Genomic DNA, 25,799 nt, shown 5'->3' on the forward strand with positions numbered 1-25,799 from the left:
CCCGCCTATCGCGATCATTTGCCGGGGTTTGTGCCGGGCGGGGTTGCTGGCCCGACCGGGCCACCTCTAGCCTCCCGATCACCGCCGTGGAGATCTTGCCCCGGCGCCTTTCTACGTAACCCCCATGGAAGGTGTACATGCGCCCCCTCCTGCCCTTCGCCCGGATCGGCGTGGCCGTCGCCCTGGTCGCACTGACCACGGTCGCCGCCGCCACGCCGGCCAGCGCCGAGGAGCCCGACTCACCGTACGCCGCCGCGTGGCCGTCACTGCCGTTCGTGGTCAACGTCGCTCAGGACGCGACCAAGCCCAAGCCGGCCAAGCTCACCATCAACAACTACTCGCAGGTCGCGGCCCGCAACGTCTCCGTCAAGATCGACGTCTCCGGGCTGCCCGCCGCCATCACCGCCACGCTGCCCGGTAAGGACCAGGGCTGCGTCATCTCCGGCGCGGTGGCCACCTGCACGCTCGCGGAACTCGCGGCCGACACGGTGCACACCTACACCATCGGGCTCGCCCCCGGAAACCTCGACGAGACTCCGTGGAGCGGCACCATCACCGCCACCTCCCGCGGGGAGAACACCCAGGGCGAGGGCAGCACGGAGAGCATCGTCCAGGTCAGCGCCCCCGGCATCGACCTGGCAATCGGTCAGCTCGCCGACGTCGAACTGAAGGCCGGCGCCTCGACCAATGTGCCGATCTCGGCCCGCAACGAGGGCACCGTCGCCGCCGACGCGGTCGCCGTGGTGATCAGCACCACCCACCACCTGGAACTGCCCAACCCGTACGAGAACTGCCTTTACAGCCAGGACGACCTGGCGCTGACCTGCATTGTGGACGGAGCGGTCGGCCCGGACGAGACCTTCGAGATCGATCCCGCGACGCCGCTGCGGCTCAAGGTGGCCGACAAGGCTGCCGGCCCGGACACCTACGGTGCGTGGGCTGCCGTGCTGCCGCTGACCGACGAGGAGGCCGAGCAGCGGCTCAGCAAGGCGGAGAAGAGGTCGAGCGGCAAGCGGCTTCGGCTGGTCCCGACCAGCAGGGCGCTGCGTGCCCCGGCGGATGACCTGAACTACGACGACAACGAGACCAGCTTCACCGTGAAGGTGCCGCTGCACGAGGCGGACAGCGTCGCGATCGGGGCGACCGTCGACGGTGCTGTCGACGAGACCAGGTCTATCCGGGTCGGCATCCGCAACGACGGCCCGGCGAACACCCTCACCCCGGGCGAGGAGTGGTCGTCGTCGGCCGAGGTGGTCCTGCCCGCCGGCCTGTCGGTGCTCAAGGTCGACGAGAACTGCGAGCCGAACACCGACAACCCGAACGGTGAGGACCGGCGGGGCGTGGCGGACGGTCTGTCGTACCACTGCTGGCCGCCGGAAGAACTCCGCTCGGGTAAGACCTGGCTCTTCAACTTCACGGTCAAGATTGCCGGCGAGCCCGGTGCGGCCGGCTCGATCGTCGTCGACGGCGGCGTGCAGGACAAGAACACCGGCAACAACACCGCTCCGATCACCCTGGAGACCGGTGGCGCCGGCGGTGGCCTGCCGGTGACCGGTGCCCGGGCCGGGCTGGTCGCGCTCGGCGGCGCGCTGCTGCTCGCCGCCGGTGTGGTCGGCGTCGTCGTGGCCCGGCGCCGCCGGATCGTCACGGTCGTCGACTGACGCTTCCAGCAACACCGGAGTAGGGGGCAGCGGCGTGACGCCGTTGCCCCCTACTCCTCTCCGACCAGGTGCTGCCCGGCTGCGGTCGGATCCGGACGCGACGACCCGGCACCACCGACGGCACGGCGGCCGGCTCGCGTCACGGCAGCGCGTTGACCAGTTCGCCGATGCTCCGGCGCCGGCCGGTGAAGAACGGCACCTCCTCGCGGACGTGCCGACGGGCCCGGGAGGCGCGCAGGTCGCGCATCAGGTCGACGATCCGGTGCAGTTCGTCGGCCTCGAAGGCCAGCAGCCACTCGTAGTCGCCGAGCGCGAACGAGGCGACCGTGTTGGCCCGGACGTCCGGATAGCCGCGGGCCATCATGCCGTGCTCGGCCAGCATCTCCCGGCGCTCGGCGTCGGGCAGCAGATACCACTCGTAGGAGCGGACGAACGGGTAGACGCAGACGTAACCCCGGGCCGCCTCACCGGCCAGGAACGCCGGTACGTGGCTCTTGTTGAACTCCGCCGGCCGGTGCAGCGCCATCTGCGACCAGACCGGCGCCAACTGCCGGCCGAGCGCGGTACGCCGCAGCCGCCCGTACGCGTCCTGGAGCGCGTCGCTGGACGACGAGTGCCACCAGATCAGCAGGTCCGCGTCGGCGCGCAGCCCGGAGACGTCGTAGCTGCCCCGCACCACCACGTCCTTGCCGGCCAGCTCCTCGAAGAGCGACCCGACCTCGGCCGCGATGCCGTCCCGCGCCTCGGGCAGCGGACCGGTCGCCCGGAACACCGACCACATGGTGTAGCGAATGCTCTCGTTCAGCTCGCGCAGCCGCGCCGCGTTGCTCTGCTCCGAGCCAGCAGTGTTGGTCTGCTCCGAGCCACCGGTCTGTTCCGCAGTCATGTCCCCGATACTCCCAGCACCTTGATGATCTCCTCGGCCGCGGTCTCGCCGGAGCGTACGCAGACCGGTATCCCCACCCCGTCGTAGCCGGCGCCGGCCAGCGCCAGGGTCGGGTGTGCGGTCCGCAGCGCGGCCCGGGCCGCAGCCACCCGGTCCAGGTGGCCGGGGGCGTACTGGGGGAGCGCGCCGCCCCACCGTTGCACGTGGCTGTCGACCGGTGCGGGCAGTTCCGTGCCGAGCAGCTCGGACAGCTCCCGGTGCACCGCCGAGACCAGCTCGTCGTCGGCGCGTTGCAGCAGGTGCTCCTCGCCGTGCCGGCCGACCGAGGCGCGCAGCAGCAGCGTGCCGTCCGGGCGGCGCAGGTGCGCCCACTTGCTGGTGAAGAAGGTGGCCGCCTTGACCAGGGTCTGCTCGGTCGCCGGCACCAGGAACCCGGACAGGTCCGTCGGCACCGCGCCGCCGGTCGCGGAGAGCACGCCGCGGTCGCTCGCCGCCGCGCTGTCGGGCGGGCCGGGCAGGGCGAGGCTGATCAGCGCCACGCTGGCGTAGTCGAGCCGGCCGACCAGCGCGCCGACCGCCACGTCGACCCCGCCGAGCAGCCGGGCGGCGGGCCGGGCCGGCAGGGCCAGCACCACCGCGTCGACCTCGACCAGTTCCGGGTCGCGGGTCGGACCGATCACCAGGCGCCAGCCGCCCGGGACGGGCAGCAGCTCCCGGACCGCCGCGTTCAGCCTGATCTCGGCCCGGGCCGCCTCGGCGACGGCGGCCACCAACCGGCTCACTCCGCCGTCGACGGTCGCGAAGACCGGGCTGCCGGCCGGTCGGGGCGCGGCGGCCATCGCCGCCCGGACCGCCCTGGTCAGGGTCGGCTCGACGCGCGCCGCCCGGGCCAGCCCGGGCATCGTGGCGGCCAGCGACAGTTCGTCGGCGCGGCCGGCGTACACCCCGCCGAGCATCGGGTCGACGAGCCGGTCCACCACCTCGTCGCCGAGCCGCCGCCGGACCAGCCCGCCGACCGTCGGGTCCTCGTCCGGACCGAGCAGCGGGCGGCCTCCGTCGGTGTCCCGCTCCGCCGCCGGCCGGGCCACCGGGGCCACCGCGGCCAGGTCACCGGGTACCCCGACCAGGGTGCCCGGGGGCATCGGCCGCAGCTCGCCACCGATCGCCAGCGCGGCCCGCCCGATCGCCGGGTGCACCAGCGCGTCGGCCAGCCCCACCCGGCGGGCCAGGGCGACCGCCGCCGAGTCCCCGCCGGCCGGATCCCGGGTCAGGAACGCCTCGGCGCCGAACTCGACCGTCGCACCGCCCAGCGACCCGGTACGCAGCTTGCCGCCGAGCGCACCGGACTGCTCGTACACGGTGATCTCGGTGTCGGCGGGGAGCCGGTCCCGCAGCCGGAGCGCGGCGGCCAGCCCGGTGATACCGCCGCCGACCACCGCGATCCGCGGCCCGCCGGACCGTGTCGTGTCGTTCACCCCGGTGCCCGCCTCTCGGTCAGCTCGCGGACGCTTCGTGGACCAGGGCGACGACCCGGGTCAGTACGTCGGGATCGGTCTCCGGCAGCACGCCGTGCCCGAGGTTGAAGACGTGCCCGGGGGTGGCCGCACCCTCGCCGAGCACCCGGCGCACCTCGGCCTCGACCACCGGCCAGGGCGCGAAGAGCACGGCCGGGTCCAGGTTGCCCTGCACCGCCCTGTCCGGCCCGATCCGCACCGTCGCCGCGTCCAGCGGGGTACGCCAGTCCACCCCGACCACGTCCGCCCCGGCCTCGCCCATCGCGCCGAGCAGTTCGGCGGTGCCGACCCCGAAGTGGATCCGGGGCACGCCCGCGTCGGCGAGCCCGCGCAGCACCGCCGTCGAGTGCGGCAGCACGAACCGGCGGTAGTCGGCCTCGGAGAGCGCCCCGGCCCAGGAGTCGAAGAGCTGCACTGCCGCCACGCCCGCGCCGACCTGCACCTTCAGGAAGGCGAGGGTGATCTCGGCCAGCCGGCCCAGCAGCGCGTGCCAGACGTCCGGTGCGCCGTGCATCAGCGCCTTGGTGCGTACGTGGTTGCGCGACGGCCCGCCCTCGACGAGGTAACTGGCCAGGGTGAACGGCGCTCCGGCGAAGCCGATCAGCGGGGTGTCGCCGAGTTCGGCGACGAGCAGCCGGACCGCCTCGTCCACAAAGGACACGTCGGAGGGGTCGATGGCCCGGATCCGGTCGACGTCGGCGAGGGTGCGTACTGGTTCGGCCACCACCGGGCCGGTGCCGGGCACGATGTCCAGGTCCACCCCGGCCGCCGCCACCGGTACGACGATGTCGCTGAACAGGATCGCCGCGTCGACGCCGTGCCGGCGTACCGGCTGGAGGGTGATCTCGGCGACCAGCTCCGGCCGGCGGCACGACTCCAGCATCGGGATCCCGGCCCGCACCTCGCGGTATTCCGGCAGCGAGCGCCCGGCCTGCCGCATGAACCAGACCGGGGTGTGTGGCACCGGCTGGCGCCGGCAGGCCCGGACGAACGGCGAATCGGCCGGGCCGCCCGGGGCCGGCTGGTCGTCTCGGGCCACGTCGCCCGCAGTCGTGGTGGTCATCGGCGCCATCGTGCCACGCGCCCCGTTCCCGGCGACGCGCACCGCCGGGTTTTGTGGCGTGCCAGACGTACCCGATGTGCGGTGCGCCGGGCCGACCGGCCGCTCCGACCGGCGCGGCGCCCCACCACCGCGCCGACGATCGGCTTAGGCTGCGGATATGGCCTCCCCGATCGTCCAGCCCGAGACCTTCGCCCGCGCGGTGGCCGGGTTGCGGTCGGCGGCGCCGCGCGCGGAGATCGTGCTGGAGGAGGTGGGCGCCCCGCAACGGCTGGCCCCGTACGCCTTCGCGCTGGCCGCGAGCGTGCGGCGCGACGGCGAGGAGGTGGCCACCGGACGGCTGATCCTGCTGCACGACCCGGCCGGACACGAGGGTTGGGAGGGGACGCTGCGCCTGGTCACCTACGTCACCGCCGAGCTGGAGATCGACCTCGCCGCCGACCCGCTGCTGCCCGCCGTCGGCTGGACCTGGCTGACCGACGCGCTCCAGGCGCGGGACGCGGCCCACCGGGCGCTCGGCGGCACGGTGACCCAGACCATGTCGACCCGGTTCGGCGAGCTGGCCGGCCCGCCGGCTGCCGGTGACATCGAGATCCGCGCCTCCTGGACCCCGGTCGACGACGACCTGCGGGCACATCTGCTGGCCTGGTGCACGCTGCTCGCCTCCACCGCCGGGCTGCCGCCGCCCGGTGTCACCGCGCTGCCGCACTCCCGGCCGGCCGGCGCCGCCTGACCAGCCGCAACTTCTGCCGAACCTCGTACGCCCCAACCGCTTCGGCGGCCCCAGCCGCCCCACCGGACCCGACTCGCCGGACCGGCTGCGCGACCCGAATCCTGGCGAAGACTAGGGTTGTCAGGTGACCGACGAACCACCCCTGCGCCGTCGGGCCGCGCAACGCCGAGCAGGGGACGAGCCGCACAGCCTTCCGGTGTCCGCGCCGGATCCCGAGACAGTGGGGCCCGACCCAACGCCCGGCGGGCCCGTACCGCTTCTCACCCCTCGCGACGGCACTCCAGCCCCCGTCGAGACACCCGCCGGCCTGGCCGACGTGGTGTCCCGGTTCGGGGCCGGCACCGGCCCGGTCGCCGTCGACGCCGAACGCGCCTCCGGCTACCGCTACAGCCAGCGGGCCTACCTGGTCCAGCTCCGGCGGGCCGGGGCCGGCACCGTGCTGATCGACCCGCTGCCACTCGGCGACCTACGCACCCTCGACGAGGCGATCGCGGATGCCGAATGGGTGCTGCACGCCGCCAGCCAGGATCTCGCCTGCCTCGCCGACCTCGGGCTGCGGCCGAGACGCCTCTTCGACACCGAGCTGGCCGCCCGGCTCGCCGGCTTCGAACGGGTCGGTCTGGCCGCACTGACCGAACAACTGCTCGGCTTCACCCTGGAGAAGCACCACTCGGCGGCGGACTGGTCCAGCCGGCCGCTGCCGGAGTCCTGGCTGACCTACGCCGCGTTGGACGTGGAGATGCTCACGGAACTGCGGGACAAGCTCGCGGCCGAGCTGGAGCGGCAGGGCAAGGCGAAGTGGGCGGCCGAGGAGTTCGCCGCGCTGGTGGCCTGGGGCGCCCAGCCGGCCCGGCAGCGGCCGGACCCGTGGCGGCGGACCTCCGGCATCCACCGGGTGCGCGGTGCCCGGGCGCAGGCTCGGGTGCGGTCGCTCTGGTACGCCCGGGACGAGATCGCTGCCCGCCGTGACTCCGCGCCCGGCCGGGTGCTCCCGGACGCCGCGATCATCGCCGCCGCCGAGATGGACCCGAAGGACGAGCGGACCCTGCTGATGCTGCCCGGCTTCGGCGGCCGCTCGGTACGCCGGCTCGTCCGGACCTGGCTGGACGCCCTCGCCGACGCTCGGCAACTGCCGGACGACGCGCTGCCGGTGAGCCCGACGATCGACGGGCCGCCCCCGCCGCACCGCTGGGCCGAGCGGGACCCGGTGGCAGCCGCCCGGCTGGCCCGGTGCCGCGAGGTGGTGACCCGGATCGCCGCGGCGCACACCCTGCCGCCGGAAAACCTGATCACTCCCGACTCGGTACGCCGGCTGGCCTGGATCCCGCCGGAGGAGATCACTCCGGAGACGGTGGCCGAGACCCTGGGTGGGTACGGCGCTCGGAGCTGGCAGGTCGGCCTGATCGCCGAGGAACTCGCGCTGGCACTGGTCGGGCCGACCTGACCCGCCCACTCCGGCCCGCCGGCAGCAGGTTCTCCGGCGGGCCAGAGTAGCGGCGCAGTTCTCCGCCGGGCCGGAGCGGCGGCACAGGTCAGTGGTGCAGGTGCAGGGCGGGCCGGCGGATGCCGAGCAGCTCGTCGCGGATCCTGCACCACTGCACGGCGTGCCGGATGCCGTCGGCAACGGAATACTCGGGCTTCCAGTCGAGCAGCAGGCGGGACCGGGTGCTCCGGGTGAACGAGCCGGCCGCGTCGCCGGGGCGGCGCGGCGCCTCGCGGGTGCGTACCGGCCCGACCGCCTCGGCGAAGGCGGCGACGAGTTCCCGGACGGTGGTCCCGTCGCCGGTGCCGAGGTTGACCGCCTCCACCGACCGGTCGCCGCCGGGCGGCAGGATCTCGTCGAACCGGCGCAGCGCACAGACGTGTGCCCTGGCCAGGTCCCAGACATGGATGTAGTCGCGGATTCCCGAGCCGTCCCGGGTGGGCCAGTCGGTACCGGTGATCGGGAACTCCCCGCCGTCGGTCCAGGCGTCGATCAGCTTGCCCAGCGCGTGCGTCGGCCGGGGCACCTGGAGACCGGTACGCAGCAGCGGGTCGGCACCGATCGGGTTGAAGTAGCGCAGCGAGAGCGCCCGCAGCGGGGTGGCCCCGGCGGTGTCCGCTAGCACCGTCTCCATCATCGCCTTGGTCCGGGCGTACGGGCTGGCCGGCTCCAGCGGTGAACTCTCGTCGACCGAGAGGTCGGCACCGGTACGGTAGATCGCCGCCGAGGAGCTGAAGACGTAGCGGGTGACCCCGTTGCGGAGGATGTGGTCGAGGAAGTCGAGCGACTTGGCGACGTTCTCCCGGTAGTAGCGCAGTGGCTCGCTGACCGACTCCGGCACCACGATGAGCGCCGCCGCGTGCACCACCGCGCCGATCTCCGGGTGCTCGGTGAAGATCCGGTCGAGCAGCACGCCGTCGGAGATGTCGCCCCGGTAGAAGGTCCGTCCCCGGGTGAACTCGACCCGCCCCGTGCAGAGGCTGTCCAGGATCACCGGTTCGATGCCCTCGTCCAGGCAGGCCGACGCGATGGTGCTGCCGATGAAGCCGGCACCACCGGCGACCAGCACCTTCACCCGGACTCCTGGCTGATTGGAGGCTTTTTCACAATTGCTCGGCGTTTAGCCGGCAATAGCGGGATTACCGACGCACCCAGCCGGACAATATGTGGTCCGAGCCACACGGGGGGCACGAACGACACTAGTTACTGGCTAGTAGCATCCGAGGTACCCGCCCACCCGGGCCCCTGCGGCAAGGAGGCTCCAGTGCCCCGTGAAGTCCGGGACGTCGTCTTCGTTGACGGCGTCCGCACCCCGTTCGGCAAGGCAGGTGGGATGTACGCCCACACCCGCGCCGACGACCTGGTGATCCGCTGCATCCGCGAACTGCTGCGGCGCAACCCGCAACTGCCGCCGGAGCGGGTCGACGAGGTGGCGATCGCCGCCACCACCCAGATCGGCGACCAGGGCCTCACCATCGGCCGTACCGCCGCGCTGCTCGCCGGGCTGCCCAAGACGGTGCCCGGGTACGCCATCGACCGGATGTGCGCCGGGGCGATGACCGCGGTCACCACGGTGGCCGGCGGGATCGCGATGGGCGCCTACGACGTGGCGATCGCCGGTGGGGTCGAGCACATGGGCCGGCACCCGATGGGCGAGGGCGTGGACCCCAACCCGCGGATCCTGGCGGAGAAGCTGGTCGACCCCTCCGCCCTGGTGATGGGCTCCACCGCGGAGAACCTGCACGACCGGCTCCCGCACATCAGCAAGGAGCGCGCCGACGCGTTCGCGCTCGCCTCGCAGGTCAAGACCGCCAAGGCGTACGCCAACGGCAAGCTCCAACCCGACCTGGTGCCGGTGGCGACCCGCGACCCGGAGACCGGCTGGGGACTCGCCACCGCCGACGAGGCACCCCGGGAGACCTCACTGGAGAAGCTGGCCACCCTGAAGACACCCTTCCGCCCGCACGGCAAGGTCACCGCCGGCAACGCGGCCGGGCTCAACGACGGGGCCACCGCCAGCCTGCTCGCCGCCGAGGACGTCGCCCGGGAACTCGGGCTGCCGGTGTCGATGCGGATGGTGTCGTACGGCTTCGTCGGGGTGGAGCCGGAGGTGATGGGCTACGGCCCGATCCCGTCGACCGAGAAGGCGCTGCGGATCGCCGGGCTGTCCATTGACGACATCGACCTCTTCGAGCTGAACGAGGCGTTCGCGGTGCAGGTGCTGGCCTTCCTCGACCACTTCGGCATCGCCGACGACGACCCCCGGGTCAACCAGTGGGGCGGGGCGATCGCCATCGGCCACCCGCTCGCCTCCTCCGGGGTACGACTGATGACCCAGCTCGCCCGGCAGTTCGCCGAGCACCCCGAGGTGCGGTACGGCCTCACCGCGATGTGCATCGGGATCGGCATGGGCGGCACAGTCATCTGGGAGAACCCGAACTGGGAAGGCGGCGACGACAAGTGACGGTTCCGCGCAACCCCAACGAGGTGGTCACCCGATCGCTGCTCCGGCTGGTGAACCTGCCGGGGCTGGACCGCCCGGCCGCGCTGATCACCCTGGACAACGGCCTGGACCACACCAAGCCGAACACCTTCGGCCCGGCCGGTCTGTCCAGCTTGGACAGCGCGATCACCGAGGCGCTCGCCGCCGAGCCGGCGTTCGTGGCGGTGACCGGCAAGCCGTACATCTTCTGCGTCGGCGCGGACGTGACCGGCATGCCGCTGCTCGCGGACCGGGACCAGGCCCGCGAGATCGGCCGACTCGGGCACCGCGTCTTCGGCCGGCTACGCACCAGCGCCGTGCCGACCTTCGCCTTCGTCAACGGCGCGGCGATGGGCGGCGGGCTGGAACTGGCGCTGCACTGCCACTACCGGACGCTCTCCGGCGGCGCCGCCGCGCTGGCCCTGCCCGAGGTGTCCCTCGGCCTGGTGCCCGGCTGGGGCGGCACCCAACTGCTGCCCAACCTGATCGGCATCGCCGGTGCCGCCCAGGTGATCATCCAGAACCCGCTGATGCAGAACCGGATGCTCAAGCCGAAGCAGGCCGCCGAGCTGGGCATCGCGGACGTACTCTTCGCGCCGGCCGACTTCCTGGAGCGCTCGCTGGAGTGGGCCGCGCAGGTGGTGCGCGGCGAGGTCCAGGTGACCCGGCCGGAGGTCGACCGGGAGATGTGGGACGGCGTGCTCTACTTCGCCCGGCAGACGCTGGACGAGCGACTGCACGGCGCGGTACCGGCCGCCTACCAGGCGCTGGAGCTGCTGGAGCTGGCCCGCGAGGCGCCGGACGGGCCCGCCGAGGGCGACCCGGACCGGCTGCCGAAGGGAATGGCCGCCGAGGTGGAGGCGCTGGCCGAGCTGGTCTTCAGCGAGGAGCTGCGCAGCGGCCTCTACTCCTTCGACCTGGTGCAGCGCCGGGCCAAGCGGCCGGCCGGTGCCCCCGACAAGGGCCTGGCCCGGCCGGTGACCAAGGTCGGCATCGTCGGCGCCGGCCTGATGGCCTCGCAGCTCGCGCTGCTCTTCGCCCGCCGGCTCCAGGTGCCGGTGGTGCTCACCGACCTCGACCAGTCCAGGGTGGACAAAGGCGTCGGCTATGTGCACGCCGAGATCGACAAGCTGGTCGGCAAGGGCCGGCTTCCCGAGGGTACGGCCGCCAAGCTGCGCGGCCTGGTCAGCGGCTCGGTCGACAAGGGCGTCTTCGCCGACGCCGACTTCGTGATCGAGGCGGTCTTCGAGGACCTGGCGGTGAAGAAGCAGGTCTGGGCGGAGCTGGAGAAGATCGTCTCGCCGGAGGCGGTACTCGCCACCAACACCTCGTCGCTCTCGGTCAGCGCGATGGCCGCCTACCTGGAGCACCCGGAGCGGGTGGTCGGGTTCCACTTCTTCAACCCGGTCGCGGTGCTGCCGCTGCTGGAGATCGTCCGGGGCGAGCGGACCGACGACGCCACCCTGGCGACCGCGTTCGCGGTCGGCAAGGAGCTGCGCAAGTCCTGTGTCCTGGTCGCCGACGCGCCGGCCTTCGTGGTCAACCGGTTGCTGACCCGGTTCCTCGGCGAGATCATCGCGGCCGTGGACGCCGGCACCCCGCCCGAGGTGGCGGACGCCGCACTCGACCCGCTCGGCCTGCCGATGCGCCCGCTGGCGCTGCTCCAGCTCGTCGGGCCGGCGGTGGCGTACCACGTCGGCGGGACGCTGCACGCCGCCTTCCCGGACCGGTTCGCGGTCAGTGAGAACCTGAGGCGGATCGCCGAGTCCGGCAAGCCGCTGGTGGTCGACGGCGACGTCAACCCCGAGGTGGCCGGGCTGCTGGAGGTCGGTTCCGCGCCGCTGCACGCCGAAGAGGTACGCCGGCGGGCGCTGGACGCGCTCGCCCAGGAGATCCGGCTGATGCTGGACCAGGGTGTGGTCGCCGAGCCGCAGGACATCGACCTCTGCATGATCCTCGGTGCCGGCTGGCCGTTCCACCTCGGCGGCGTCACGCCGTACCTGGATCGGACCGGCACCTCCGAGCGGGTCACCGGCCGCCGCTTCCTGCCCCGGGGCGCGGCCAGCCTGCCCGCCTGACCGACACCCACCCATCCCCCCACGATCGCGGTGATCAGGGACCTGTCCCGGCGAGTCGCACGGCGCGCTGTGCGACCCTGATCCCTGATCACCGCGATCTGCCCGGGCGCCTGCGGCGTGCGGCGATTTGCCCGCCCGACCGGGCGGGGGCGCCGGCCGGGCAGGCATCGAGATTCGCGTACCGGACTGAACTGCCACTGGACGTCGACTGGATTCGTCCCGCCGGGAGGACCCGGGAGGTCTCCTTCACCGAGTCTCCACGACGGGCACACACCCGCCCCGCACCGGCTGCCTAGCGTCGGTGACATGCGTGTCAAGCTGATCCTGCCGGCCCTGACCGAGGCAACCAGCCCGTTCTTCCGACCGATCAAGTACTCCCTGATCGCCGGGCACCGCTACCTGGTGCCGAACTCGATTGTGGTTTCCCGGGGCTGCCCGCACCACTGCGACTTCTGCTACAAGGACGCCTTTTTCGCCGGTGGGAAGTCGTTCTACACGCAGGCGGTCGACGACGCGCTGGCCGAGATCGACCGGCTCCCCGGCCGGCACCTCTACTTCCTCGACGACCATCTGTTCGGCAACCGGCGGTTCGCCCGGGCCCTCATCGACGGGATGGCCGGGATGGGCCGGCTCTGGCAGGCCGCCGGCACCGTCGACGCGGTACTCACGCCGGACCTGCTCGAACGTGCCGTCGACGCCGGGCTGCGCAGCCTCTTCGTCGGCTTCGAGACGGTCAACGACGGCAACCTGGCGGCCACCCGCAAGCGGCAGAACGTCGGCCGGGACTACTCGGCGGTGGTGCGGCGGCTGCACGAGCACGGCGTGATGGTCAACGGCAGCTTCGTCTTCGGGCTGGACGACGACGAGCCGGATGTCTTCGACCGTACGGTCGGCTGGGCGGTCGAGCAGGGGGTGGAGACGGCCACCTTCCACATCCTCACCCCGTACCCGGGGACCGCGCTGTACGACCGGATGGCCGCACAGGACCGGATCCTGCACCGGGACTGGGACCGGTACGACACCCGCCAGGTCGTCTACCGGCCGAAGCGGCTCACCCCGACCCAGCTCACCGACGGCTACCGGCGGGCCTACCGGGACTTCTACCGCTGGCCGGCGATCTGGCGCGGAGCCGCCACGAAGGAGAGCCTGCGCGGCCGGCTGCGGCATGTGGCGTACGCGGGCGGCTGGAAGAAGTTCGAGCCGGCCTGGGACGCGGTTATCCGGGCCGGCCGGGTGCTGCACGCCCTGCCGCTGCTGGAGGCGGTGCTCGGCGGCTTCGGCGAGCGGCCCGCGGGCAGCGGTGGTGGCCGGGCCGGCGAGGGCGGGGCGAATCCGGTTGCGCCGTCGCTCGCGCCCGTCGACATCCAACGGCATGGATCTCGACGACGTCGCGCCGGTCCGGGCCGGGGCACGCGCCGTGCTCGGAGTCGACTTCAGCTCGGTGGCGACCACCGCCGCCGCCCGCCGGGCGGCCGACCTGGCGGTCCCGTGCCGGTACGTCGTCGCCCGGCTGCCCGGTGCCCCGCTGCGGGACGGCTGCCGAACGCGTACGCCCTGCTCGCCCGGCTGCCGGGCTAGCCCGGGCCCCGCCACACCGCTGCGGTGCGGAGGGGTCCGGTACTACCGTTTCGCGCCGGTACGCCGCAGCTCAGTCGGCGTGCTCGGCGGCGCTCCGCTCGACGCAGAACTCGTTGCCCTCCGGGTCGGCGAGCACCGCCCAGCCGGTGCCGTCCGGCCGCCGGTGGTCCGCGACCAGGGTGGCGCCCAGCCCGAACAGCCGGTCGACCTCCTCGTCCCGGGTCCGGTCGGTCGGTTGCAGGCAGACGTGCAGCCGGTTCTTACCCGACTTGCCCTCCGGCACCCGCTGGAAGAAGACCTGCGGCCCGACGCCGTCCGGCGCCAGCAGCGTGATCTCGTCGTCGCCGGGCTGGTCCTCCGGACGCAGGGACCGGTCCAGCACCTTCGCCCAGAAGCTGGACAGCCTGTAGGTGTCGGCACAGTCGAAGCTGATGTTGTGGATGATGGAACTCACGAATCCTCCATGCTGGAGTGTGCGCCTCGCGGAGGAACGCGGATCGGTCAGCGGTGGCCGAGGCGAGGCGCGGGACAGGACAGCGCAACCATCTACCGCACCTCCCTCCGATGATCCGGGCTGACGGCGGCAAGCCTGGCACGACGGGACGGGATCGGCAACCGGGTTTTCCACCGTCGTCGGGCCGGACCCGGGCGGCCCGGCTCGACGAGCGGGGTGCGGCCGGGCGGCTCAGTCGGCGAGTCGGTGCAGCACGAAGAGCCCGCCGTGCCGGGGCTGGTCGAGGCGCTGCTCGTCAGTGCTCACGTACTCGTCGAGCAGCGCGCAGATCCGGCGGTCGAGTTCGGCGATGTCCTCGACCGACAGGTGCAGCGCGAACCGTGCCAGTGTCTGCACCGAGTCGCCGCCGGCCTCGCGTAGCTCGTGTTGGAACGCCTCGATGGGAGCCAGCCGGGAGACCCGGGTGGCATCGGTGAGCCACCAGGACTGCCGGGTCGACCGGTACGGCTTCTCCAGCGCGCCGCTGTTCCCGGCACGCACCGATCCCGGCTCCAGCAGCCCAGCGTCCACCAGGTGCCGGACGTGGTAGAGCACCGTACCCGGGTCCCGGTCCAACCGATTCGCCAACTGCTTGTTGGTCAACTCCTGCTCGTGGCAGAGCCGCAGGATGCGCAGCCGCAGCGGATGGGCCAGCGCCTTCGCTTCCCGGACCGTCGCCTCCCGCCGCTCCGTCGCCTGAGGCCGCTGCTCGGCCTCGCGCCGCTCCGTCGCCTGACGACGCCGCCGGGAGGCGTCGGTGCCGGGAGCCTCGGCGATGGTGCCGGTCGGTTGCCGGCCGGTGCCCTGTTCGCGCATGGCGAAAGCGTAGTCGACCGGTGGAACCAATCCACCGATGGAGTGTTCTCCATCGGTGTGTAATTCTCCACCGATGCTCCAGCTCGGCCTGCTCGCCGGGATGATCGTGGTCACCGACGACCGGATGGACGCCGCCGAACGCGACGCCGAGCAGCCGGGCGGACACCACTGACCGCGAAGGGCGGGCAACCACCCGGCAAGGGGTGGCAACGCCAAGCACATGGATGGCCACCAGGCGGTGAGCGACACGCCGGAAATCCCGCCGGTACACCGGCTGGACCGCTTCGGCCGTAAGGATGAGCGGTCAGGCCGGCTGGTCCGCTGGGCCGAGAGGAAGCACGACGACAGGCAAGGAGCGACCGGTGCCCCTCCCACAGCTTCGCCGGGTCCGCTGGGCCGTACGCGCCACCCTGGCCCTCGGGGTCGCCGCCTCGGTGGTCGCCAACATCCTGCACGCCCGGGACAACCCGATCAGCCAGGCCATCGCCGCCTGGCCGCCGCTGGCCCTGCTGCTCACCGTCGAGTTGATCTCACGGGTACCGGTGCACCGCCGCTCGTTGGCGTTCGCCCGGATGGCGGCCACCGCCACCATCGCCGGGATCGCCGCCTGGGTGTCGTACTGGCACATGGTCGGGGTGGCCGCCCGGTACGGCGAGACGGGCGCGTCGCCGTACCTGCTGCCACTGTCGGTCGACGGCCTGATCGTGGTGGCCAGCATCTGCCTGGTCGAGCTGGGCGGCCGGATCTCCGCCGCCCAGGCCGCGACCTCCGCCGAGGCGACCCGGTCCGGTCCGGCGGCAGAGTCCGCCGAAGCCGGCGCCTTCACCCGGACCGGGGAGTTCGACCGGGTCATCCTGGGAACCGAGCGGGCCGCCGGACCGGGCGGGGACGCCGGGACCCGTCGGCGCCCGGCGGCATCGAACGGCGGACCGCTCGGCGCGGTCGAGCCGCTCGGCCGGGGTATCGGCGAAATCCTCGCCATCCCGTCCGGCGACACGGAAACCGGCGTGTCCGGCGGGACGCAGGCAGGCGCGCCCGGCACGACCGGCGCGGCAGCGCCACCGGACGCCGGAACCGCCGCCAGGACCAGGAAGGCGCCGACCGGAGCGGCCCGGAAGCGGGGCTCGACCGGCCGCGCGGCCGGGCCGGGCGCCGCAGCACGGCCACGCCGGCCGATCACCGAGACCGCCGCTCTGGCCGCGGCGATCCAGGCGGAGCGGCCCGAGGCCAGTGACGCCGACGTGGCGCAGGAACTCGGCATCACCACCGCCCGGCTACGGGCGATCCGCCGCGAGGTACGCGAACTCGACCTCGTCGCCTGAACGCAGAGCCGTTAGCCGGATGCGGGGTCCGCACCGGGGCCGGCCTCCGCCAGGTCGGTCGGGGTGCCGGGCTCGGCCGGCGTACCCGGGACCGGCACGCCGGCCGGGGCGGCCCGGCTGGCCGCCGAGCCCAGCGGGACGGTGCTGGCCGTACTGACCACGCTGTTCGCCGGTACCGGCCGGACCGGCACGGCGACCGGACTGCCGCCGACCGCCGCCGACGCGGCCACCACCGGGGTCGTCTCGGCCGCCGGCAAGGTCACCGTCACCTCCAGCCCGCCGCCGTCCTGGGCGATCGCGCTGACCGTGCCGCCGTGCGCGTCGCAGACCGCCCGGACGATCGACAACCCCAGCCCGGAGCCACGGGCACCGGTACGTTCCCGGCCGCCCCGCCGGAACGCCTCGAACAGCCCTGGTACGTCCGCCTGCTCCACCTCGAAACCGGTGTTGCCGACCACCAGCCAGGCGTGCTCGGGACCCGAGCCGGTACGCACCCACATCCGGCCGTGCAGGTGGTTGTACCGCACCGCGTTCTCGATCAGGTTGCCGGCCAGCCGCTCCAGCAGGCCCGGATCGCCGACCACCGGTGCCGGGGCCAACGCCGTCTCGACCTGGAGCTTGAGCCGGTTGGTCTCGTTCCGGACCGCCGAGAGTGCCGCACTGGCCCCGGTGGCGAGATCGGTCGGCGCCTTCCGGGCCAGCCGGCGGCCCGACTGGGCCTCGCTGCGTGCCAGCACCAGGAGCGCGTCGACCAGGTTGTTGGCCCGTTCCGACGCGTCCCGGACCACCGTGGCCATCCGCCGGTACTCGGCCACGTCCGCCTCGTCGTCGGCCATCGTGACGTCGATCTCGGTACGCATCACCGCCAGCGGGGTACGCAGCTCGTGCGAGGCGTTGGCGACGAAGCGTTTCTGCGCCTCGAAGGCGTCCCCGATCCGGTCCAGCATGGCGTCGAAGGTGCCGGCCAGCTCGGCCACCTCGTCGTCCGCGCCGGAGTAGCGGATCCGCTGGTCGAGGGTGGCCTCGCCGAGCCGTCGAGCCGTCGAGGTGACCTGGTGCAGTGGGCGGAGCGCCCGGCCGGCCACCGCGTACGCCCCGGCGACCCCGACGATGCTGATCACCAGCAGCGCCAGCAGCCCCTTGACCAGCAGTTCCCGGGTGGCCGTCTGCGCCATCTCCTGCTGCCACTGGCGCGCCCCGACCGTCCGGCCGTCGGAGAGTTCGAGCATCGGGTTCGACCTGAGCTGGATGTCCGGGGTCAGCGCGTCCCCGACCAGCAGCCAGGCGAGCAGCACCAGGATCGCCCCGGCGCCGATCAGCAGCACGCCGTTGAGCAGGGTCAGCCGGAGCCGGAGGGTGGGCCGCACCCGGGGCCGGCGGCGGGTCAGATAGACGGTCACACGCTCACCTGCCCCGGCACGTACGGGTCCGGCACCCGGTAGCCGGCCCCGACCACCGTCTCGATCAGTGGAGGATCACCGAGCTTCTTCCGCAACGTCATCACGGTCACCCGGACGGTGGTGGTGAACGGGTCGGTGTTGGCGTCCCAGACCCGTTCCAGGAGTTCCTCGCTGGACACCACCGCCCCGCGCGCCTTGACCAGTTCCTCCAGCACGCCGAACTCCTTACGGGTCAGGTCCACCGCCGCCCCGGCCCGGGTGGCGACCCGCCGCGCCGGGTCGACCACCAGGTCTGCCACGGTCAGCACCGGCGGGGTGACCGGGGTGGCCCGGCGGCCGAGGGCCTGCACCCGGGCGACCAGCTCGTCGAAGGCGAACGGCTTCGGCAGGTAGTCGTCGGCGCCGAGCTGGAGACCCTCCACCCGGTCGGCGACCGTACCGCTGGCGGTCAGCATCAGCACCCGGGTCAGCGCGCCCGAGGTGACCAGGTCGGCACAGATCTGGTCGCCGTGCACGCCCGGCAGGTCCCGGTCGAGCACCACCACGTCGTAGCGGGTGACGAAGGCCATCTCGTGTCCGGCCGAGCCGTCGTAGGCGACGTCGACCGCCATGCCCTGCCGGCGCAGCCCACGGACGATCGCATCGGCAAGGTTGCGCTCGTCCTCCACCACCAGTACCCGCACCACGACCTCCCCGGCTGCCTGTAGGGGACAACCTATCCGTGCCCGACAAGTGACAGCTCGCAGGCGCCGGCCCGGCCGGCTATCCGGGCAGCCGCCACACCCCGATCGAGGCGTCCAGCCGCCGGCAGTGCAGCGCGGTCGCGGTCAGCCCGCAGTCGCCGGAGACCCCGGACAGCACTGTCACAAGCCGGCCCCGCCAGGTCGCCGGATCGAACTCCACCACCCAGGCCCGGCGGTCCGCGCCGTACCGGACGCCGATGAACCGCGATCCGTGCGGGGTGAACAGTCCCCAGGCACCGAGGTCGGCGAGTACCCGTCCGCTGGCCGGATCGAGCACGGAGAGCGCCTCGGTCTCGCCGGCCCCGGCCCCCTCGGCGGCGACCAGGGCGTCACCGACCCTCCAGATGCCGATCCAACGCTCGTCCGACCAGCGGGTACGGCCAGTTTGCGCGTCCCAGACCCGTACGCCGCGCTGGGAGCGCAGGCTGCACAGGTCGGCCCCGCAGGCGAACGGCCCCCGCTCCACGCCGGGCTGGGCCGGCAGCGACCAGCGCCGGTCCAGCCCCGGCAGCCCGTACGCGGTCACCGCGCTCTCTTCGTACACCACGAAGAGGCCGGCGGCGACCGCGGCCCGCCAGTTGGTCCGCGGCCCGGCGCCCGGCGGCGGCATCTGGACGGCCCGCACGACCGCGCCGGTGCCGAGGTCGCGCACCTCGACCCGGCCGGACGGCAGGGCGAGGACCAGGGTCGAGGCCCGCACGGGTGCCCTCGGGTCGGCCGCCGACACGTCGAACGACGGCAGGGCGCCGGCCGGCACCGGCAGCGACCAGCGCACGGCACCGGAAGCCGGGTCCACCGCCTCCAGCGTGCCGGGCCGGTTCTCCGCGCCCGGCCGCCAATCCTCGGCTGCCGCCCAGAGCACCAGGTCACCGCCGCTGCTGACCACCATCAGGCTCGCCTCGCGCTCCCAGGCCACGGCGCCGGCCGACACCTCCAGCACGGTCAGCCGGGCGACCCTGTCCAGCAACGGTTCCGGATAGCGCGCCAGCAGCAGGTGCTCGCCGACCACCTGGAGGCTCCCGATGTCGCCGGCCGGCAGCGTCACCCGCCAGCCCAGCTCCGCCGCCGGCAGCCGGTACGCGGCCAGCTCCGGACCGCCCCCACGGGGCCGCTCGGGGTCGACGACGAACATCCAGCCCCGGTCGGCGTGGACGATGGAGCCGAGCCAGGCCGGTACGGCCGCCTCCGGCCAGGGCCGGGAAAACGGGCTGCCAGCGGCCACCATGCCGAGCACCCCGACCAGCACGGCCGCGAGCAACCCCGGCCGGGCCGACCGGCGCCGGCCGGCCCGGCGCGGCGCGGCCCGGTCCGACCCGACCGGCCCGGGACGGGACCCCGCAGCCAACTCACCCAGCTCGATGGTGGGCATCTCCCTCCCTCCCCGACTCCGCCGACCAGCCCGGCGCGTTCCGTCCGGATGGTCCGGTGCGAGCCGGCACGGTGATCCGGCACACTCCGGATATCCCGGAGCGGGTAGCGGCAATTCGGACGCGAAGCCACCTGTACGATGGCGCCTCGTGGCAGTTCCGGTGGTGGACAATTCTTCGGACGCCGAAGCCGGTTCGACCGAAGTCGGTCGATCTCGACGGTGGCGGATCTTCCGAACTCCCGCGCGGGTCGACGTACTGGCCATCGGAGCGTACGTCCTACTCGGCATCTTCGTGTGCGCCAACTACTGGGTCGACGTCAACCACCGGGTGTCGTCGCACCTGCCGACCGACCACAGCTGGTTCGAGTGGCTCTTCGCGCACGGCGCGTACTCGGTGCAGCACCTGGAGAACCCGCTCTTCTCGGCCCGGCAGAACGCGCCGGACGGGGTCAACATGATGGCCAACACCTCGCTGTTGGGCGTCACCCTGCCGCTGGCCCCGCTCACCTGGCTGTTCGGTCCGCAGGTGACGTACGCGCTGTATCTGGGCGGTGCGCTCGCGGCGACGGCCGCCACCTCGTACTGGGCGCTCTCCCGGCACCTGGTCTCCTCGCGGGGCGCGGCGTTCGTCGGCGGGGCGTTCCTCGGCTTCGCGCCCGGCATCATCCACCACGCCAACGGGCAGCCCAACTTCGTCTCCAACTTCCTGCTGCCGCTGATCGTGGTCCGGGTGTTCCGGCTCGCCGAGCCGGGCCGCTGGCTGCGCAACGGGCTGATGCTGGGAGTGCTGGTCGCGTACCAGATCTTCATCAACGAGGAGATGCTGCTGCTCACCGCGCTGGCCTGCGCGGTGGCCGTGCCGCTCTACGTCGCCTTCCGCTGGTCGCTGATGCGCCACCGGATCTGGATCTTCCTGCGCGGCCTCGGCGTCGGCGGCGCCGTGGCGCTGCTGCTGGCGGGCTACCCGATCTGGTACCAGTTCAACGGCCCGCAGTCCTACCGTGGCCTGCAGGGCGGCGTCTTCCACAACTGGGGCGAGGACCTGCGGGCCTTCGTCACCTATTCCCGGGACACCATCGCCGGCTCGCCGGAGGTGGAGAAGACCATCGGGGTCACCGAGCAGAACACCTGGCTGGGTTGGCCGCTCGTCGGGCTGGTCGTGCTGGTCGCCGTGCTGCTCTGGCGGACCTCGGTCGCCGCCCGGATCGCCGCGCTGCTCGGTGCCGGGTTCGCGCTCGCCTCGCTCGGCCGGCAGATCCGTTACGACGGCCGGCTCACCGAGCAGGAGGGGCCGTGGCACCTGCTGCCGGAGGACCTGCCGCTGATCGAGATGATGATGCCGACCCGGCTGAGTCTGGTCACGGTCGCCACCGTCGGGCTCCTGGTCGCGCTCGCCTGGAACGACGTCGCGAAGGGCCGGCCGCGACCGGCCGCCTCGAACGGCGGCGCTCCGGCCGGCGGCTCCGGAAACGGCGTCGCGGCCACCTCCGGCGCGCCGCACCAGATAGCGTCCGGCACGCCGGACGGCAGCGCGACGGCCAACGGCGGCCCGGCGCCGGGTAGTGTCCCGCTCGACGTCGCCGGCCGGGTCGAGCCGGCCCGGCCCCGGCTGCGGATCCTGGCGTACGCCGCGATCGCGCTCGCGCTGCTGCCGCTCGTCCCGCGCCCGCTGCCGGCCATGCACATCGACCCGCCGCCGCGGTTCATCACCTCCGGGGCCTGGCGACCCTACGTGCCGGCGGGCCGGACCCTGGTGCCGGTGCCCATCCCGAGCAACGTGCACGGCCTCTCCACGCTGCGCTGGAGCGCGCTGACCGGGCAGGCGTTCCCGATCCCGGCCGGCTACTTCATCGGCCCGGACGCGCAGGGCTACGGGGTGTTCGGCGCCCCGTCCCGGCCGACCAGCCTGCTGATCTACGGGACGATGGACCGGGGCGCCGCACCGGTGGTCACCGAGGAGAACCGTCGTCAGGCCATCGAGGACCTGCGGTTCTGGCGGGCCTCGGTGGTGGTGCTCGGCGACCACCCGGCCACCCCCGCCCTGCACGTCCTGCTGGCCGGACTGTTCGGCCCGGGGCAGCGGGTGGACGACGTCTGGCTCTGGGACGTCCGACCGCTCGTCGGCTGACCGCCGTTACGACTCCCCTGGGACCGTACGCCGGCAAAGAACCCGGCCGGGCGGCGCGGCCGACGACTCAGCCGACGAGGGCGCGGACGTCCCACACCCAGGCGCCGGAGATGTCCCGGCCCGGCCCGAGCAACTGGTCGAGGGTCTCCTTGACCGGCACGCCCCGGTGCAGGCCACCCTGCACCACGATGGCGGCCCGCCAGTGCCGCAGGTCCTCGATCGCCTGCCGCCGTTCGACCTCACCGATCGGCGGCACCTCACCGGTGGCGGCGACCCGGTCGAGCAGCACCGCGGTCGGGCGGTCCGGCGCACCCCAGCGGGCCTGCGGATCGTCCGGCCCGGTGGGTCCGATGAAGTAGCCGCCCGGGGCGGTGAAGGTCAGCCCGGTCCGGGCCGACCAGAACATCCCGGCGATCGCCTCGGAGCCCCTGGTCGGCGGCACCGCCACGAGGGTACGTCCGGGCGGCACGTACGACCGCCACTCGCCGCTGGCGACGAAGTCCGGTACCGGCCAGACGGGCCTGGTGTGCAGCGGCGTCGGCGCCAGCGGCAGCAGTACGGCGAGCACCGCCCCGGTCCAGAGCAGCCGGACCGGTATCCGCCCGCCGGCCACCCCTGCCCCGGCTTCCGGCAGCGCACGGCTGTCCGCCGCGCCGCCGGCCGTACGCCGGAACACCCCGTCGAAGGAGAGCGCCAGCAGGATCGCCAGGGCCGGTACGCAGATCAGCGGAAACCGGGCCGGCACCGCCAGATCGATCAGCGGCAGCCCGGAGACCAGCCGGTACGGGCCGGGCAGGTCCAGCACCTCCCCGCCCAGCCGCAGGTCCTCGCCGAGCGACAGCGTGGCGAAGACGAGTACGCAGAGCACCAGCGCCCGGACGAGCGGCCGCCGCCACTGCCAGATCGCCACCACCGCGCAGAGCACGATCAGCGCCAGCCCGAAGAAGGAGTTCTCCTCGGTCAGGTTCGGCGAGAGCAGGCCCGGCACCGAGTCGTGACCGGTGATCGACTGCCGGGACGCGGCGGTGAACGACGCCAGGTCCAGCGGGTACGCCTTCGGGTCGAACGGCAGCCCGCGATAGTGCCCCGGCCCGAAGAACTGGAACCACAGCGGGTACGCCAGCAGCACCACCCCGACCAGCGTGCCGACGCCGAGCCGGCCGAGAAACGCCGGAGCCAGCCGCCGGGCGGTGCGCGGGGCCGAGACCGCGTAGCCGACGGTGAACAGCCCGCAGGCCAGCACCAGGAAGGCCAGCACCTCCTCGCCGAGGAAGACCTGATAGCCGACCAGCACTCCGAGCAGTACGCCACGCCGGACCACCCGGTCGGTGCGCGGGTCGAAGACCACCGCGAGGATCGCCGGCACCAGGAACTGCGAGATCATGTGCAGGTGCCCGGTGGCCTGGGAGATCATCCCGGGCGCGAACCCGCAGAACAGGCCGGCGACGGCCGCGCCGAGGCGGGAGTCGACGATCCGCCGGGACAGGAAGAGATACCACGCGGTGGCCGTACCGGCCAGCGAGAGCACGACCGCGAGTAGATAGCTGGTCTGCGAGCCGAAGAGCAGGGTCACCGGGGTCAGCGGCACGCCCAGGCCGAGCACCGAGGTGTTCGCCATCAGGTTGATCCCGTCCGGCGCGTTCAGCGCGGTGCTGTAGAACGGGTTCTCCAGGTGGGTCACCGCCCGGGCGGCCCGGGCCAGCATCCACTCGAAGAGCATCATGTCGTTGCTGGCGTACGTCATCCGGTCCCGGTGCAGCCAGAGTCCGGAGGTGACGTAACCGGCGGCGGCCAGACAGAGCAGCACGACCGCCGCGTCGACCAGCGGACCCCGCCGCCGCGTCGACCAGGCACGCAGTGCGCCGAGTCGGTCGGCGGCGATGCGCCGCACCACCTCCCGGCGGCCGGCGCCGCTGGTCGCCGGCACGGCCGCCGGGACCGCGACGTCCGGCGCGGTCTCGGCGGGTCGACCCGGCCCGCTCACCCGGGCGTGCGGTTGGTCAGTGCGCGGACGTCCCAGAGCCACACGTCGGCGGTACGCCGGGCCGGGCCGGCGAGCTGGTCGACGGTGCTGCGCAGCGCCTCGACGTTGTCCTGCCGCACCGGCAGCACCAGGATCGCGGCCCGCCAGTGCCGCAGCTCGTCCAGGGTCCGCCGGCGCTGCCGGTCGGTCAGCGTCGCCGGCTGGCCGCTGGTGGCGACCCGGTCGAGTACCGCGCTGAGCCCGCTGGGCCGCCCGCCGAACCGGCCGGGGTCGCCGGTGTTGCCGTTGCGGGGAGCGAGGAAGTAGCCGCCCGGGATCTTGAAGTCAAGGTTGGTGGCGGCGGCCCAGCGCATCCCGTTGGTGTGCCCCATCGCCGGGATCGGCACCGGCACCAGCGTCTGGTCCGGGCCGACGTACGGCCGCCACTGTCCGGAGGTGATGAAGTGTGGCACCGCCGGCCGGCTCACCTCGCGCAACGGCAGCGGCAGGATCGGCACCAGCGCGATCGCCAGCGCCGCCACCACCACGGCACGCAGCGCCCGCTGGTCGGCGATCTCCAGCTTCCAGGCCCGGTCGGTGGCGAGCGCGAGGATCAACCCGATCACCACGGTGGTGATCAGGCCGAACCGGGTCGGTACCACCGCGTCGAGCAGCGGGGCCTTCACCAGGATGTCCCACGGCCCCCAGAAGGCGCCCCGGTTCCACCAGGAGATCCGCTCGCCCAGCGAGAAGATCGCGAAGAGCAGGCCGGTCACCGCGAGCGCCCGGATCACCACCTCGCGGCGGAGCCAGACCACGATCGCCACGGTCAGCAGCGCCAGGCTCCAGCCGAAGAAGGCGTTCTCCTCGGAGTAGTTCGGGGCGAGGTCGAGATTGGCCCGCTGGTTGCCGCCGAGCGTGGTGGAGCCGGGTACGAAGAACGCCGCCAGGTCGTTGCCGTAGTCCCGCACCGCGTCGCTGAGCCCGTGGTACGCCTGCCGGCCCGCGAACTGCACGATCAGCGGGTACGTCAGCAGCGCCCCGGCGAGCACGGCGCAGACCGCCAGGCCGGCGCCGAGCGGGCGCCAGGTCGCCTTCCAGCGGGCCGGCTCCTGGGCCAGCACGGCGAGCAGGAAGACCCCGCAGGCCATCGCGGTGAAGAGCAGGATCTCCTCGTTGATGAACGCCTGGTAGGTGACGAGCAGCGCGAGGATCACGCCGTCCCGGACCGGCCGGGTGGAGCGGGTCAGCACCAGTACCCGCCAGACGATGAACGGCAGCAGGAACTGGGAGATGATGTTCGGGTGCCAGTTGGCGTGCGACAGCAGCGCCGGGGAGAAGCCGCAGAGCCAGCCGCCGACGATCGCCGCGATCGGGACGCTGACCAGGTGCCGGGAGATCACGTAGTACCACGCGGAGGCGGTGCCGGCCAGGCCGATCGTCACCAGCACCACGAAGGACACCGCCGGGCCGAACAGCAGCGTCACGGGCACCATCGGGATGCCCAGCCCCAGGATCGCCGTGTTGGCCATCAGGTTGACGCCGTCAGGATAGTTCAACCGGTCGGTGAAGAACGGAAACTCGCCGTGCAGCACCACCCGGACGGAGTGGGCGAGGAAGTACTGCACCTGTGCGGGATCGCTGCTGTAGAGCGAGGCGACCCGGCCGGCCGGGTCGAGCCAGATCTGGCTGGTCACCCAGAGACCGGCGACCAGGAAGGCGGCGTAGACGGCGAGGTCGCGCCGCCAGGTGGGCCAGCGGGCCGGCCGGGTGGCCGGCTGGCCGGTGTTCCGGTCCGGGGTACCCGCGTCCTCGCCCGCGTCGCCGGGACGCCGCGTTCGCTCCTCGTCGGCGGCGGCCGCCGCCGCGGTATCCGAGCCGGTCTCGGAACCGGCGCCCGAACCCGCCGACTCCGCCGCGCCCCCGTCGGTTCCGGTCGCCGTTCGGCTTCCTGACTCGGGGCCCTCCGGGTCCGGCGTGGTGTGCAGACGTGGCTCGGCAAGCGTCACAGTCGGCGGAGTCTACAGGAGTACCCCATTGGTCCCAGTTGCCTGGGCGGCGAGTTTCCGCAGGGCGAGTCGTGTCGCCGG

Annotated in this window: 18 protein-coding genes and 1 pseudogene; 8 read left to right on the forward strand and 11 right to left on the reverse strand. The window is 73.2% G+C overall.

The features are described 5' to 3' along the window. Positions 1–137: 137 nt before the first annotated feature. Entirely contained in the window at positions 138–1,661 is a 1,524-nt protein-coding gene (locus R6Y94_RS07885) for a hypothetical protein (RefSeq protein WP_318395123.1), read from the forward strand. Positions 1,662–1,800: 139 nt separating this feature from the next. Here the strand turns inward: R6Y94_RS07885 and hemQ are convergent, their stop codons facing one another. Genes hemQ through hemE form a run of 3 tightly spaced genes read right to left on the reverse strand, consistent with a single transcriptional unit; the run spans position 1,801 to position 5,124 of the window. Beyond that, complete coding sequence (hemQ, locus tag R6Y94_RS07890) at positions 1,801–2,547, reverse strand: hydrogen peroxide-dependent heme synthase (RefSeq protein WP_318395124.1); 747 nt, start codon at positions 2,545–2,547, stop codon at positions 1,801–1,803. After that, entirely contained in the window at positions 2,544–4,022 is a 1,479-nt protein-coding gene (hemG, locus tag R6Y94_RS07895) for a protoporphyrinogen oxidase (RefSeq protein ID WP_318395125.1), read from the reverse strand. Before hemG ends, hemQ begins: the two co-directional genes overlap by 4 nt. A gap of 19 nt (positions 4,023–4,041) precedes the next feature. Next, positions 4,042–5,124 carry a uroporphyrinogen decarboxylase gene (gene hemE / locus R6Y94_RS07900; RefSeq protein WP_318395126.1) on the reverse strand — a complete coding sequence of 361 codons (1,083 nt, stop codon included), beginning with the start codon at positions 5,122–5,124 and terminating at the stop codon, positions 4,042–4,044. A gap of 157 nt (positions 5,125–5,281) precedes the next feature. Between hemE and R6Y94_RS07905 the strand changes: the two genes are divergently transcribed. Together R6Y94_RS07905 and R6Y94_RS07910 are read left to right on the forward strand one after the other, a co-directional pair. Then, positions 5,282–5,854, forward strand: a complete 573-nt coding sequence (locus tag R6Y94_RS07905; RefSeq protein WP_318395127.1) for a DUF3000 domain-containing protein — start codon at positions 5,282–5,284, stop codon at positions 5,852–5,854. 124 nt (positions 5,855–5,978) lie between these two features. Further along, complete coding sequence (locus R6Y94_RS07910) at positions 5,979–7,298, forward strand: ribonuclease D (RefSeq protein WP_318395128.1); 1,320 nt, start codon at positions 5,979–5,981, stop codon at positions 7,296–7,298. Positions 7,299–7,386: 88 nt separating this feature from the next. Here the strand turns inward: R6Y94_RS07910 and galE are convergent, their stop codons facing one another. After that, complete coding sequence (gene galE, locus R6Y94_RS07915) at positions 7,387–8,412, reverse strand: UDP-glucose 4-epimerase GalE (RefSeq protein ID WP_318395129.1); 1,026 nt, start codon at positions 8,410–8,412, stop codon at positions 7,387–7,389. 189 nt (positions 8,413–8,601) lie between these two features. On the opposite strand from galE, the gene R6Y94_RS07920 reads away from it, so the two are divergent. From R6Y94_RS07920 to R6Y94_RS07930, 3 genes are all read left to right on the forward strand, one after another. Beyond that, positions 8,602–9,801, forward strand: a complete 1,200-nt coding sequence (locus R6Y94_RS07920) for an acetyl-CoA C-acyltransferase (protein WP_318395130.1) — start codon at positions 8,602–8,604, stop codon at positions 9,799–9,801. Next, positions 9,798–11,897 (forward strand): 3-hydroxyacyl-CoA dehydrogenase NAD-binding domain-containing protein, encoded by a 2,100-nt coding sequence (locus R6Y94_RS07925; RefSeq protein ID WP_318395131.1) that lies wholly within the window; start codon positions 9,798–9,800, stop codon positions 11,895–11,897. The genes R6Y94_RS07920 and R6Y94_RS07925 overlap by 4 nt, the downstream gene beginning before the upstream one ends. A gap of 306 nt (positions 11,898–12,203) precedes the next feature. Next, a complete protein-coding gene (locus R6Y94_RS07930) occupies positions 12,204–13,475 on the forward strand; it encodes a B12-binding domain-containing radical SAM protein (RefSeq protein ID WP_318395132.1) in 1,272 nt (423 codons plus the stop codon). Between the two features lie 70 nt (positions 13,476–13,545). Here the strand turns inward: R6Y94_RS07930 and R6Y94_RS07935 are convergent, their stop codons facing one another. Both R6Y94_RS07935 and R6Y94_RS07940 read right to left on the reverse strand, forming a co-directional pair. Next, the gene (locus tag R6Y94_RS07935) at positions 13,546–13,929 is read right to left on the reverse strand and encodes a VOC family protein (RefSeq protein WP_318395133.1); all 384 of its coding nucleotides are present in this window, start codon (positions 13,927–13,929) and stop codon (positions 13,546–13,548) included. 231 nt (positions 13,930–14,160) lie between these two features. Then, the gene (locus tag R6Y94_RS07940; RefSeq protein ID WP_318395134.1) at positions 14,161–14,784 is read right to left on the reverse strand and encodes a winged helix-turn-helix domain-containing protein; all 624 of its coding nucleotides are present in this window, start codon (positions 14,782–14,784) and stop codon (positions 14,161–14,163) included. Positions 14,785–15,146: 362 nt separating this feature from the next. On the opposite strand from R6Y94_RS07940, the gene R6Y94_RS07945 reads away from it, so the two are divergent. Further along, on the forward strand, positions 15,147–16,106 hold the full coding sequence (locus tag R6Y94_RS07945) for a DUF2637 domain-containing protein (protein ID WP_318395135.1): 960 nt from the start codon (positions 15,147–15,149) through the stop codon (positions 16,104–16,106). A 242-nt stretch (positions 16,107–16,348) separates the two neighbouring features. On the opposite strand, the pseudogene R6Y94_RS07950 reads toward R6Y94_RS07945, so the two are convergent. The 3 genes and pseudogenes from R6Y94_RS07950 to R6Y94_RS07960 all read right to left on the reverse strand — a co-directional run. Beyond that, positions 16,349–17,494: pseudogene (locus R6Y94_RS07950) on the reverse strand (sensor histidine kinase); the annotation flags it as partial. Between the two features lie 8 nt (positions 17,495–17,502). Next, complete coding sequence (locus R6Y94_RS07955) at positions 17,503–18,189, reverse strand: response regulator transcription factor (RefSeq protein ID WP_318395136.1); 687 nt, start codon at positions 18,187–18,189, stop codon at positions 17,503–17,505. Between the two features lie 79 nt (positions 18,190–18,268). Next, entirely contained in the window at positions 18,269–19,618 is a 1,350-nt protein-coding gene (locus R6Y94_RS07960; RefSeq protein WP_318395137.1) for a PQQ-binding-like beta-propeller repeat protein, read from the reverse strand. A 160-nt stretch (positions 19,619–19,778) separates the two neighbouring features. Here R6Y94_RS07960 and R6Y94_RS07965 point away from each other — a divergent pair, with 160 nt between their 5' ends. Further along, positions 19,779–21,746 (forward strand): hypothetical protein, encoded by a 1,968-nt coding sequence (locus tag R6Y94_RS07965; RefSeq protein WP_318395274.1) that lies wholly within the window; start codon positions 19,779–19,781, stop codon positions 21,744–21,746. A gap of 67 nt (positions 21,747–21,813) precedes the next feature. Here R6Y94_RS07965 and R6Y94_RS07970 read toward each other — a convergent pair whose 3' ends face one another. After that, positions 21,814–23,730 (reverse strand): hypothetical protein, encoded by a 1,917-nt coding sequence (locus tag R6Y94_RS07970; RefSeq protein ID WP_318395138.1) that lies wholly within the window; start codon positions 23,728–23,730, stop codon positions 21,814–21,816. Next, positions 23,727–25,718, reverse strand: a complete 1,992-nt coding sequence (locus tag R6Y94_RS07975) for a hypothetical protein (protein ID WP_318395139.1) — start codon at positions 25,716–25,718, stop codon at positions 23,727–23,729. The genes R6Y94_RS07970 and R6Y94_RS07975 overlap by 4 nt, the downstream gene beginning before the upstream one ends. Between the last annotated feature and the right edge of the window lie 81 nt (positions 25,719–25,799).

The sequence above is a fragment of the Plantactinospora sp. KLBMP9567 genome (assembly GCF_033446045.1).
GTDB lineage: Bacteria > Actinomycetota > Actinomycetes > Mycobacteriales > Micromonosporaceae > Plantactinospora.